Below are 12,529 nucleotides of genomic sequence, written 5' to 3' on the forward strand. Positions count from 1 at the left end.
AATCTGGGAGCCCCTCTGGGCTCGGAGGTTTGGTCATGAGGACCCTACGCGCATGGGCGCTGTCCGCCGTCACCGTGCTGCTGGCGGCGATTGGGGTGGTCGCCACGCCAATCGCCGCGCATGCGGACATCGTCTGCTCGGTGTCGTACGCACCGGTGTGGGACAACGGCGGCGGCTTCGGCGCCAACATCACGATCACCAACCTGGGTGACCCGGTGAACCCGTGGACCCTGCGCTACACCTGGCCCGGCGCCCAGCAGGTCACCCAGGGCTGGGGCGGCACCTGGACGCAGTCGGGGCCGGACGTGACCGTGAACGCCCCGTCGTACGCACCGGCCCTGGCCACCGGGGCGAGCGTCACCATCGGCTTCTACGGGACCTACACCGGCGCGAACACACCCCCCACGATCTTCACGCTCAACAACGTGCCCTGCACGGGGAGCGCGCCGCGCTCGGTCAGGCTGACCTCCCCCGTCAACGGCCAGAACTTCATCGCGCCCGCGAACATCGGCCTGGCCGCGAGCACGACCCCCACCGGCTGGGCGGCCAGGGTCGACTTCTACTCGGGCACGACGCTGCTCGGCAGCGACACCACCGCGCCCTACACCCTCACCTGGTCCGCCGTCCCGGCGGGCAGATACACCCTGTCGGCCAGAGCCACCGACAACAGCGGCATGACCTACGTGTCCAACCTCGTCAACATCACCGTGACCGGGATCGCGGCCGACCCCTTCGTCGTGGTCACCCCGACGTCGGTGAACGTCGCCATCGGCGGCCCCGCCATCGTCTCCGTCCGCCTGTCAGGGGCTCCCACGAGCGCCACCACCGTGACGACCAGCCGAGTCAGCGGCGACCCCGACCTGACCATCCAGTCCGGCGCGACCCTGACCTTCACCCCGGCAAACTGGAACATCCCCCAGAACGTGACCGTGGCCGCCGGACCCAGCGCCACGATCGGCGACTCCGCCCGGTTCCTCGCCACTGCCCCCAACTACCTGTCGACCACGTTCACCGCCACGGTGACCGGGTGACGATCCGCCGCCAGGTGCATCCCAATCGCGCTGGCGGTGCCGGTTGCCTTCGGCCGCGGTTCAGTCGTTCGGCGACTTCTCGAACCACCAGCCGGTGGCCCCGATCGGGGTGATGGTGACGGGACCCAGGGCGCTCTCCCACTCGCGTGGCCGTTCGTCGGGGGAGTACAGGTACGCGAAGTTCCACTCGATCCCGCCGCCGGAGCGTAGGAAGCCGACAGACTCGACCGTGCCGTCCGGGGCGTACCTCGCGCCCGTCAGTTCGTTGGTGGGGACTCCGCTCCGCTCGACGGCGTCGAGGATCCGGTCGAGGTCGGCGCGGGCGACGTCGTCGAACGGCTGCTCGGCCGGGCGCCCCCCGCATTTCCCGTCGTCGCTGAACGTGCCGCGCGGGTACTCCAGGATGTCGCACTGCGCTTCCTCGTACCAGGTGGGCCGGATCTCCCTGAGCACGGGCAGGACGTGGGTCTGCAGGTTCGCGACCTCCTCGGCCATCCGCTCGGGTGAGGGCTGCCCGGAGTTGAACATGCCGTCGAACAGGCCGAGCAGCTCGCCCAGGTCGAAGCCGGGCCGCGCCGTAGCGGGCGCGGCCGGGTCTTCGAGGCCGAGTACGGTGCGCACCTGGTGGCCGCCGGGCATGGTCAGGGTGCCGACGCCCGGCAGCCAAACAGCGCCTTCGCGCGCTACTCGCGCAGCAAGCCATTACGAAACGGGGCGATCAAGTCATTGGCGCGCTGGTGTTGCTACTGAGGCCCGGTGGACGATCGGGCATGACAGTTCCAGGTGCTGGATGGGCAGGTCATGGTGTTCGAGGCGTTCGACCAGGTGCCGCACTGCCCAGGCACCCATTTGGTAATGCGGGAGCTGGAGTGTGGTGAGGCCGGGATGCAGTCCCTCGGCGATGATTTCCTGGTTGTCGATGCTGATGACGGACAGGTCTTTGGGGATGTCGAGGTTCAGTTCGCGGGCGGCGCGGTAGACGCCCATGGCCATGCGGTCGTTGTAGGCGAAGATGGCGGTGGGCGGGTTGGAGCCGGTCAGCAGTTGCAGGGCGGTTCGGTAGCCGCCGCTGGTTTCGGAGATGTCCGCGGCGACCAAGTCGCCGGTGAAGGGGATGTCCGCGGCGTTCAGGGCGTCGCGGTGTCCGTGGAGGCGACCGAGGGTTGCCGGTACCTGGTCGATGTTGGTAACGAAGCCGATGCGTCGGTGGCCGTGCCGGATGAGTTCCTGGGTGGCCACGCGTCCGGCGTTGTACTCGTCGGGGACGACCGAGGGCAGTGCGGCGTCGTCGGATGTGCAGTCCAGCAGGACAAGCGGTGTGCGGGCCAGGGAGGCAGGCGTGCTGACGCGGCGGTGGTACCACGTGGCGTAGATCACGCCGTCGACTTGGTGCTGCAGCAGGGTGCGGATCTCGCGTTCCTCGACGTCGGGGTCTTCGCCGGTGCTGTACAGCATGAGGACGAAGCCGAGCTCGGCGGCCTTCTCCTGGGCGCCGAGGATGATGCCGCCGGCGAACGGAGTGGTGGCAATGCGGTCGCTCAGCAGTGCCAGGGTCTGCGAACGCTGGCGACGCAGGCCTCGGGCCAGCCCGTTGGGCGTGTAGCCGAGCAGGGCGGCGGCCTCTTCGACACGACGGCGGGTTGCCTCGTTGACGCGGGCGCTCGAGACTCGGTTGAGCACGTGCGACACGGTGGTAGGGGACACGCCGGCCTGTAAGGCGACATCTTGGATGGTCGGTCTCGGTGTGGCCACGCTACGGCCCAACTCCTTCGCATGGTCGACACAGCCGTTTGCCAAATCGCTTTGGCAAAAAGTTTGCCGCCTTGGCCAGTACGGCGTCAAGGGGTGTCGCCGCATGACGTCCCGGTTAATCGGAGATTGCGGGCGAAGTCTTGACCGCTGGTTCGGGGCCTGTTCTACTTCCGGAGACAAAACCATTTGGCAACGTTCGGTCGAGGGAATGGCGACTGGCCACTGACTCGGCGTGACTGTTGCGCGGCACCCTCCCGTCCTGGAGTGCTGCTGGTCCCCTGGCGTCTTCGTGTAAGGAGCGCGGTGTGTGATGTACGTCGGTAAGAGATTCGTCGATAAGAGATTCACTGCGGTGAGTGCGGCCGTAGCGGTCAGCCTGCTGCTCGCCGGTTGTGGCAGTGACAGCAGCACGGGGGCAACGGGGGTGAGCGGAACCTACAAGGCGCCCGCCTCGAACACGCGAGCGACCTTGACGATCTCGAACTGGGGCAATCCGGGCGACGAGAAGTACTACGACGCCGCGATCGCCCGTTTCAACCAGCGGTACCCGAATGTCCAGGTCAAGAACAACTTCACCCAGGTGGTCAACTGGGGCGACTACATCAACAAGATCCAGGCGTCGATCGCGTCCGGTGACGCCCCGGACGTCATCAACATGGCGACCGAGGGGGTGGAGTACGGCCTGGACAAGACGCTGTTCCAGTCGTTGAACAACTTCATCAAGCAGGACAGCCCAGTGCAGGAATTGGTGAGCGATGTCAGCCCGGCCCTGCTGAATGGCTTCAGCAAGGATGGGCAGACCTATCTGCTGCCGAACAACTGGAACACCATGCTGGTGTACTACAACGCGGCGCTGTTCAAGAAGGCGGGGATCGCGCGGCCGAGCGACACGTGGACGTGGCAGGACTTCCTGGCCATCGCGAAGAAGCTGACCAGCGGCAGCGGCGGTAACCAGGTGTACGGCTTCAGCATCCCGACCTACACATTCGCCTACCTGCCGTGGATCTACTCCAACAACGCCTCGACCGCTTCGGCGGATCTCAAGACCCCGACGCTGGATGCGCCGGGCACGGTCGAGGCGATCCAGTTCCTCGCCGATCTGGTGTTCAAAGAGAAGGTCGCACCGAACCCGACCGGCGGTGACCCGACGTCGCTGTTCCAGGCGGGCAAGGTGGCCATGACCGCGGCCCCGGCGAACCTGGCCGCGACATTGGCGGCCAACAAGGGCTTCGAATACGACGTGCTGCCGATGCCGACGAACAAGTCGAACACGACCGTGTTCGGCGCCGCCGGGTTCGCCATGTACTCGGGCTCGAAGAACAAGGATCTGTCCTGGGAGTTGCTCAAGGAGCTGGCCAGCCAGCAGATGCAGACGCAATGGGCCGTCGGGGGAACATCGAACCCGACGACCAAGACCGCGCAGCAGTCGGAGGAGTTCACCAAGAACAAGCCGCACCCGGAACTGTTCTACAACCAGATCGACCATGCCAAGCCGGTGGCGGCGCCGCCGTTCTTCGGCGCCATGGATGCCGCCTTCCAGAAGGCCATGACGTCGGTGTACGCCGGCGGGGACGTCCGCTCGGCGCTGAAGCAGGCCAACGACGAGGTCAAGTCGACCGTGGCGCAAAATGGCTGACACGGCCGTCGCTCGGCCGCCGGCGGATGCTTCTGCGGCATCCGCCGGCGATCCGGGCAAGTCCCGGCGCCGCCGCGAGGCGTTGAACGGGTATCTGTTCGTCGGCCCGTCGGTCATCGGGTTCCTGGTGTTCATCCTGGGCCCGCTGCTGGCGGTGATCTACTTCAGCTTCACTCGCTACGACGCGATCTCGCCCCCGCAGTGGCGAGGGCTGGCCAACTTCGAGCGCCTGTTCACCGACGACCGGCTGAGGGAGGCGTACCTCAACACACTGATCTATGTCGCCGCCGCAGTGATCTTGATCAACGGTATCGCGCTGCTGCTGGCAGTGTTGATCAACCAACGCCTGCCCAAGCCGCTGACCTTGATTTTCCGTTCGGTCTACTTCTTCCCGTCGCTGGTCTCGCTGGTCTACGTCTCGTTGATCTGGCAGGCCCTGTTCCAGCGTGACACCGGTCTGGTCAACTACTACCTGGACACGGTGGGCGGTGACCCGGTCAACTGGCTCAACAGCACGTCGACATCCCGCTGGACCGTCGTCATCGTCGACACATGGCGCAACGTCGGCTTCGCCATGCTGATCTACGTGGCGGCCCTGCAAGACGTGCCCAAGGCACTCACGGAGGCCGCGCGGCTCGACGGCGCCGGCGTGATCACGCTGTTTCGGCGCATCATTGTCCCGATGATCTCTCAGGCGATCTTCTTCAACGTCACCATCACGGTGATCGGCGCGTTCCAGATCTATGAGTCGGTGATCGTCCTGACCAGTGGCGGCCCGGGCGACTCCACCCGCAGCGTCGTCATGTACCTCGCCGAGCAGGCGTTCTCCAGCTTCCAGGTCGGTTACGCGTCGGCCATCGCGATCACGTTGTTCCTCATCATCCTCGCCGCCACGCTCATCCAGTTCCGCATCCGCCGTTCGTGGGTCCACTATGAGTAACACAACCATCGCGCGCCCCCGCGCGTCCCGGACACGGATCCGCCCAAGCGTCGTGGTTTCGGTCATCGTCCTGACCGTCGGCGCGTTCGGCATGCTGGCGCCGTTCCTATTCATGATCGTGACAGCGCTCAAGAGCGCTCAGCACGCCTACGACCTGCCGCCGAACTGGATTCCCCAGGAGTTTCGGTGGGAGAACTTCGCCGCGGCGGTCAACGGGCCGTTGCCGCTGCTCCGCAACATGTTCAACAGCTTCCTCATCGCCGCGCTGACCACGCTCGGGATGCTCATCACCGCACCGATGGCCGGCTACGCGTTCGCCCATCTGAGGTTCCCGGGTCGCAACAGCCTGTTCGTGCTGCTGCTGGCCTCGCTCATGGTGCCGGTGCAGGTGACGGTGATCCCGCTGTTTCTCATCATGCGTAACCTGCACCTGATCGACACGCCGTGGAGTCTCATCCTGCCCGGCATCACGGGCGCGCTCGGCGTGTTCATGATGCGCCAGTTCTTCCTCGTCATCCCCAAAGAGCTGTTCGAGGCGGCGACCGTCGACGGTGCCAACGCCTGGACCACCTACCGGCTGGTGGCGCTGCCGCTGGTCCGTAACGGCCTGAGCGCTCTGGGCATCGTCACGTTCCTGGCCAGCTGGAACGCGTACTTCGCCCCGTCGGTGTTCCTCAACAGCCAAGATTCGGCGACGCTGCCGCTGGCCCTGGTGCTCATGCGCGGACCATTCAGCACCGGACAGCTCAATGTCATGATGGCCGCCACCGCGCTGGCCGTCATCCCCGCGCTTGTCGCCTACCTGTTCGCCCAGCGCTGGATCATCGCCGGTCTGACTTCCTCTGCCGTCAAGGGCTGACTCCACCCCACCGCAAACCCCGACAACTGTGCCCGCACGCCCGCCTTGGCACGCCCATCTTCACCTTCACGGAGGTCTACTCGACCATGAACGGTCCACTGTCATCGCTGACCAGCCTGCGCGACGCCCGCAGCGCCCGCGTCTCCAGCTGGGATCAACGCGGTCGCAACCAGGACAACTGGACGATCGGTCCTGGCGAAACCCGCGTGCTGGCCGACCTCGAAGGGCCGGGGCAGATCGCCCACATCTGGACCACCCAGTTCTGCCGCCGTCAGTTCGGGCCAGGCCTGCTCGACCCGTACGACACCGACACCACCGCCCCCGTCCTGGAGATCCACAACGCGCTCGGGCTCAATTGGGAACAGCCGGACCCCGACTACTACCGCAAGGTCCTGCTGAAGATCACCTGGGACGACCAGCCCGGCCCGGCGGTGCTGGTGCCGCTTGGCGACTTCTTCGGCGTCGGCCACAGCATGCCCAACAGCTATGCCTCGGCCCTGTTCACCGTTTCGGCGAAACCCGAGGAATCGCTGATCTTCGGCGGCAGCGCGGCCCTGAACAGCTGGGCGCCGATGCCATTCAACTCCCGCGCCCTCATTGAGATCGTCAACGAGAACGACCTGCCGCTGGTCATGTACTTCTACATCGACTACGAGCTGTTCCGCCGGCCGCTGCCTGAGGACACCGTCTACTTCCACGCGCGATGGACGCGCAGCAGCCCGTGTTCCGGCTGGGGACCGGACCTGCAGACCAACAGCCCGCAGACGAACGTGGCGCACCTGAGCGACGACGGCAACTTCGTGATCCTTGAGACCGCCGGCACCGGCCACTACGTCGGCTGCAACCTGTCGGTACACCACCGCCAGGGCACCTGGTGGGGTGAAGGCGACGACATGATCCTCATCGACGACGACACCTGGCCGCCCAGCATGCACGGCACCGGCACCGAGGACTATTTCAACCACGCCTGGGGGATGCAGAAGAACGCCTTCCCGTACCACGGCACGATCGTGCACGAGTCCGACGTCCCCGGATACTCGGTCACCTACCGCCAGCACGTCGTCGATCCGGTGCGATTCACCTCCCGCATCAAGGTGTCCATCGAGCACGGCCACGCCAACCACCTGTCCGACGACTGGGCGGCCACCGCCTACTGGTACCAGACGCTGCCCTCACCGCCAGCCACCATCCTGCCGGTGGAACGCCGGCTGCCGGCTCGGCCTCCCGCCGCCGAACAACCACCGGCGGCCCCGCCACCACCAGATCTGGCCGCTGAAGTGACGCGGATGCGTGCGGAGTACGCGGCACGGTTTCAGGCGTACGCCGACAAGCTCGACCAGCGCACCCTCCGCCGCGCCGAGCGCTCCCGCGCAGAATCGGCGGCCAACGCTGCGCACGCCGCGAACATCCGGCGGCGGTTCAGGTGACCGCCGAGGCGACATCGTCGCGGCCGGCGGCGGGAACAAGGCCGCGCCCGGCCATCCATTTCACCGCCGACGACGGCTGGATCAACGATCCGTACGGCGTCACCTGGGTCGACGGCGAGTACCACCTCTACTACCAGGCCATCCCCGGACGTGTTACGTGGGGACCCAACTGCCACTGGGGCCACGCGACCTCCCCCGACCTGCTGCGCTGGACCCATCAGCCCCTGGCCCTGATCCCGCAGGACTTCGAGGTGGGCTGCTGGTCCGGCAGCGTCGTGCACGACGCCGAACCGCCGCTGCTGTTCTACACCCGGGTCGCCGGCGAGAACTGGGAGATCGGCCAGGTCGCCACCGCGGTCTTCGACCGGCGCACCGGTACCTGGGCCACCAACCCCGCCGCCGTCATCGACGCACCCCCGGCCGACCTGGGTGTACGCGGTTTCCGCGACCCCAACGTGTTCCGCCACGGCGACGGCTGGAGCATGCTCATGGCCGCCGCGCTGGCGGACGGGTCGGCTGCCGTGCTGCAGTACCGGTCGCGGGACCTGCACCAGTGGGCCTTCGACGGGGTGCTGTGCTCCCGGCCCAACGACCCGGCCGACGAGGTGCCCACCGGGGCGTTGTGGGAATGCCCGCAACTGTTCCCGCTCGGCGACCGGTGGGTCCTGCTGGTCTCCGTCTGGGATCACGGCGACCTGCTGTACGTCGCGGCCGCGACCGGCGACTACGACGGCCGCCGGTTCGCCCCCGCCACCTGGCAACGGCTCACCCATGGTGCGTCGGCCTACGCGACGACGGCGTTCCTGGACCACGAAGGTCGCCGCTGCGTGCTGTCGTGGCTGCGGGAGGAACCCCGTGACAACGCGGCGCTGACCGTACGCGCCGGCGCGCACTCGGTGGTCAGCACCCTGCGTCTGCGCGCCGACGGCACCCTGGTCCTGGAGCCGCACCCTAACGTGGACGCCCTGCGCGGGCCGTTCCTGACTGGCAGCGAAGGGCAGTACCGGGTGGGCGCCCATCCCGCTGAGGTGACGGGCACACCGACCGTCGGCGAGTGGTGCCGGATCGCCGAGGAGGACCGCACTCGGGCGCGGCTGTCCTTCGAGCCCGACGGCGACCGGGATGCCGGCCTGCTGCGCATCGACCGGCCCGGATTCCCCACCGACGTGCTGCCCGTCGGCGACGCGCGGGCCGGGCTCCGGGTGCTGCTCGACGCCGACATCGTCGAAATCTTCGCTGCGGACAGCTACGGCGCCTACCGCATAGCCGCGGCCGGCGACCCGTCGGCCACCACCGTGTTGATCAGCGGCGACGCAGCCGTATGTCCACTGCGCTGAGCCCATAACCACAGGTAAGCAGAATTAAGGAGACGTACCGCATGACCACGACGCCCCACGGCATCGACACCTCGCAGGCGGCCGCCCGGGCCACCGCTCGGCAGATACCGGCCGCAACCGTGCGATCGTACCCGCGCGAGGCCGCGCAGGCGGCGTTCCTGCTCGGCGGCATCGGCACCGGCAACGTGTCGGTCGGCTCCCGCGGTGAACTGCGCGACTGGGAGATCTTCAACTGGCCCGGCAAGGGTAACCGGCTGCCGTTCTCGTTCTTCGCCCTGCGCGCTGAGACCACCGACGGTACCCGGATCGTGCGGGTGCTGGAGTCCCAGCTCAACGGCCCGCACGCCCTGTCGCATGGCTACTTCAACGGCGACCTGGCCGGGCTGCCCCGGTTCACCCACTCCACCCTGCGGGCGGAATACCCGTTCGTGCACGTCGACCTCACCGAGCCCGGTGTCCCGCTGCACGTGCGGCTGGAGGCGTTCACCCCGTTCGTACCCGGCGACGCCGAGGCGTCCGGCATCCCCGCCGCCGTGCTGCGCTACCACGTCACCAACCTCGCCGCCACCGACATGAGCGTCTCGGTCGTCGGCTCGCTCGCCAACGCCGCCGGCTTCGTCGGCCACGACGTGTTCGGCAACCTCAAACTGGCCGGAGAGGTGACCAACACCCAACGCGACGGCGACCACGCCCGCGGCCTCTACTACACCACGGACCTGCCCGCCGGCCACGAACGATTCGGCACCATGGGACTGGCCACCACCGAGGCCGACGTCACATTCCGCCCGGCCTGGGTCAAGGGGGAATGGACCGACAGCGCCCAGGACTTCTGGAACGACCTGAGCAGCGGCAAACGCATCGACCCCATCGAGGAGATCGAGGTCGCCGCGACCGGCTCGGCGCTCAACGACTACCTCGACTTCAGCTACCTGCAACTGCGCGAGAAGGTCGGCTCCATCGACGCGGCCAAGACCATCCCGGCCGGCACCACCGCCACCTTCGAATTCGTGCTCACCTGGCACTTCCCCAACCGGGCCAAGGGCTGGGTCGAGGTGGACGAGGACCTCGACCGGCACGCCGCCGGAGGGTACCCGCTGGTGCGCAACTACTATGCCACCCGCTACGACGACGCCTGGGCCGTCCTGGAAGACCTGCTCGCCAACCTGCCTGAGCTCGAACGCGACAGCCGCGCGTTCACCCGCGCCCTGTACGGCTCGTCGCTGCCCGCGTCCTTCCTGGAAGCAGCCGCGGCCAACATCACCGTACTGCGCAGCCTGACCTGCTTCTGGCTGGAAGACGGGAACTTCTACGGCTGGGAAGGCATCCGCGATGACGTCGGCTGCGGGCTGGGCAACGTCAACCACGTCTGGAACTACGCCCAGACCGTGGCGTTCCTGTTCCCCGAGCTCGAAAAGACCATGCGCGACATCGAGTTCGGCCTGGAGATCGGTGACGACGGCGCCCTGCCGTTCCGATCCCGGCAAACCCTGGACGAGCCCCGCTGGGAGATGGTGCCCGCTGCCGACGGTCAGCTCGGTGCCATCGTCCGGGTCTGCCGCGAATGGCGGCTCACCGGCGACCGCGAGTTCCTCACCCGGCTGTGGCCCGCGGTTGAGCGGGCGATGCGGTACGCGCTGTCCTACTGGGACACCGACGGCGACATCGTGCCGGACAGCCAGCAGAACAACACCTACGACATCGAGTTCTACGGACCCAACGGCATGATGGGCAGCCTCATGGTCGCCGCCCTGCGCGCCTGCCAGGACATGGCCGAGGGGCTCGGCCGCACCGCGACGGCCGAGGAGTTCGGCACCCTCGCCGAGGCCTCTTCAGCCAACCTCGACCGGCTGTGCTTCAACGGCACCTTCTACCAGCAGCAGCTCATCGACCCCGATCAGTACCGCTACCAGATCGGCCCCGGCATCCACTCCGACCAACTGCTCGGCCAGTTCCTCGCCTACGTCACCGGACTGGGCCACGTGCTGCCCGCCGACCACGTCCGCCAAGCCCTGGCCGCGATCCGCCACCACAACTTCAAACCCCGCATGGCCGACGTCGGCACCGTCCAGCGCGTGTATGCCCTCAACGACGAACCCGGCCTCGTCCTCTGCTCCTGGCCGGACGGTGGCCGGCCCCGATTTCCTTTCGGCTACAGCGACGAAGTCTGGACCGGTGTGGAATACCAGGTCGCCGCCAGCCTCGTTTATGAGGGCATGATCGATGACGCGGTCACCCTCGTCGACGCCGTCCGCTCCCGCCAGGACGGCTTTCGCCGTAACCCGTGGAGCGAGAACGAGGCCGGTCACCACTACACCCGCTCCCTGGCCAGCTGGGCGCTGATCACCGGCATGCTGGGGTTCAATGCCGACCTCGGTCGAGGCACCGTCACATTCGACCCTAAGTTCGCCGAACAGGAGTTCTGCTGTTTCTGGTCGCATGGCCAGGGCTGGGGCACCTACCGGCACGAACGCGCGGCAGACGGCGCCCTGCACGCTGTCATCGAGGTCCTGCACGGAACGCTGGGCGCCGACACCGTCAACGCCCCGCTCCCGGTAACCATCCGTGGGTAACGCATCCACCGACCGCCGAAGCGTCGTCACGGTGCTGGGCGAGGCGGTCGTCGACCTGCTGCCCGCCAACGATCGCGGCGGCTTCCACGCCTACGCCGGTGGCAGCCCCCTCAACGTCGCGGTCGCACTCGCCCGCCTGGGCGAGCCCACCACGTTGCTCGCCCGCATGTCCCGCTCACGATTCGGCCAGCTCCTTCGCGCGCACGCCGAGACCAACGGCGTCACGCTCGCCGGCCCGCTCGACCAGCCGGAACCGGCCTCCTTGGCGGTGACGTCCCTCGACGGCGACGGCGTCGCCACGTACGACTTCTACCTGGACGGCACCGCGGACTGGCAGTGGAGCGCCCCCGAACTGACTCTCCCACCCGACACCACCGCCGTCCACGCCGGCTCCCTGACCTGCTACCGGCCGCCCGGCGCGGCCGCGGTGGCCGACTTCCTGACCCGCCTCCACCACGATGGAGACAGCCTTGTCAGCTTCGATCCCAACATCCGTTCCAGCGTCATCACCGATCTCGACGAGGCCAGGGAGCAGACCACCCGGCTCCTGTCCACCGCGCACCTCGTCAAGGCCAGCAGCGAGGACCTCCAGACGCTGTATCCCGGCCGAGCGGTCGCGCACATCGCCCGCGAGTGGGCCACGCTCGGACCCAGCCTGGTCGTGATCACACTCGGCGCTGGCGGCGCGTACGCCGTCAGCGCGAACCATGAACTGCGGGTGCCGGCGCCGCCGATCACCGTCGTCGACACCGTCGGCGCCGGCGACGCGTTCACCGCAGGCCTCCTGTGGGCCCTGCGCAGCGGCGACCACGCCACACCGGCCGCTCTCCCGAGCCTCGGCCGCGACCGCTTGGCCGCGATCGTGGAACAGGCAAGCCACGTGGCCGGCATCACCTGCACCCGCCCAGGAGCAGACCCGCCCCGCCAGGATGAGCTCTGATCCACGACGTGCCTGCTTGCGTACCCCGTCGCGGCCG

At 67.7% G+C, this 12,529-nt stretch carries 10 protein-coding genes; 8 read left to right on the plus strand and 2 right to left on the minus strand.

Features of this window, described 5'->3' with window-relative positions:
- The first annotated feature begins 35 nt into the window (after positions 1–35).
- Positions 36–1,031, plus strand: a complete 996-nt coding sequence (locus tag ABGB08_RS19630) for a cellulose binding domain-containing protein (RefSeq protein WP_347592244.1) — start codon at positions 36–38, stop codon at positions 1,029–1,031.
- A 60-nt stretch (positions 1,032–1,091) separates the two neighbouring features.
- Here ABGB08_RS19630 and ABGB08_RS19635 read toward each other — a convergent pair whose 3' ends face one another.
- Complete coding sequence (locus tag ABGB08_RS19635; RefSeq protein ID WP_347592246.1) at positions 1,092–1,670, minus strand: hypothetical protein; 579 nt, start codon at positions 1,668–1,670, stop codon at positions 1,092–1,094.
- A gap of 84 nt (positions 1,671–1,754) precedes the next feature.
- Positions 1,755–2,969 carry a LacI family DNA-binding transcriptional regulator gene (locus ABGB08_RS19640; protein ID WP_347592248.1) on the minus strand — a complete coding sequence of 405 codons (1,215 nt, stop codon included), beginning with the start codon at positions 2,967–2,969 and terminating at the stop codon, positions 1,755–1,757.
- 166 nt (positions 2,970–3,135) lie between these two features.
- On the opposite strand from ABGB08_RS19640, the gene ABGB08_RS19645 reads away from it, so the two are divergent.
- From ABGB08_RS19645 to ABGB08_RS19675, 7 genes are all read left to right on the plus strand, one after another.
- Positions 3,136–4,419 carry a sugar ABC transporter substrate-binding protein gene (locus ABGB08_RS19645; RefSeq protein WP_347592250.1) on the plus strand — a complete coding sequence of 428 codons (1,284 nt, stop codon included), beginning with the start codon at positions 3,136–3,138 and terminating at the stop codon, positions 4,417–4,419.
- Positions 4,412–5,359, plus strand: coding sequence for a sugar ABC transporter permease (locus ABGB08_RS19650; protein WP_347592252.1), 948 nt, complete (start codon positions 4,412–4,414; stop codon positions 5,357–5,359). Before ABGB08_RS19645 ends, ABGB08_RS19650 begins: the two co-directional genes overlap by 8 nt.
- Positions 5,352–6,218, plus strand: a complete 867-nt coding sequence (locus tag ABGB08_RS19655) for a carbohydrate ABC transporter permease (RefSeq protein ID WP_347592253.1) — start codon at positions 5,352–5,354, stop codon at positions 6,216–6,218. The genes ABGB08_RS19650 and ABGB08_RS19655 overlap by 8 nt, the downstream gene beginning before the upstream one ends.
- Positions 6,219–6,304: 86 nt before the next feature.
- On the plus strand, positions 6,305–7,645 hold the full coding sequence (locus ABGB08_RS19660) for a glycoside hydrolase family 172 protein (protein ID WP_347592255.1): 1,341 nt from the start codon (positions 6,305–6,307) through the stop codon (positions 7,643–7,645).
- Complete coding sequence (locus ABGB08_RS19665) at positions 7,642–8,982, plus strand: glycoside hydrolase family 32 protein (RefSeq protein ID WP_347592257.1); 1,341 nt, start codon at positions 7,642–7,644, stop codon at positions 8,980–8,982. The genes ABGB08_RS19660 and ABGB08_RS19665 overlap by 4 nt, the downstream gene beginning before the upstream one ends.
- Positions 8,983–9,023: 41 nt before the next feature.
- On the plus strand, positions 9,024–11,552 hold the full coding sequence (locus ABGB08_RS19670) for a GH116 family glycosyl-hydrolase (protein WP_347592259.1): 2,529 nt from the start codon (positions 9,024–9,026) through the stop codon (positions 11,550–11,552).
- Positions 11,545–12,492, plus strand: coding sequence for a carbohydrate kinase (locus ABGB08_RS19675; protein WP_347592261.1), 948 nt, complete (start codon positions 11,545–11,547; stop codon positions 12,490–12,492). Before ABGB08_RS19670 ends, ABGB08_RS19675 begins: the two co-directional genes overlap by 8 nt.
- Positions 12,493–12,529 lie beyond the last annotated feature (37 nt).

Origin of the sequence: Acrocarpospora sp. B8E8, from assembly GCF_039871605.1 — a bacterium.
Lineage (GTDB): Bacteria > Actinomycetota > Actinomycetes > Streptosporangiales > Streptosporangiaceae > Acrocarpospora > Acrocarpospora macrocephala.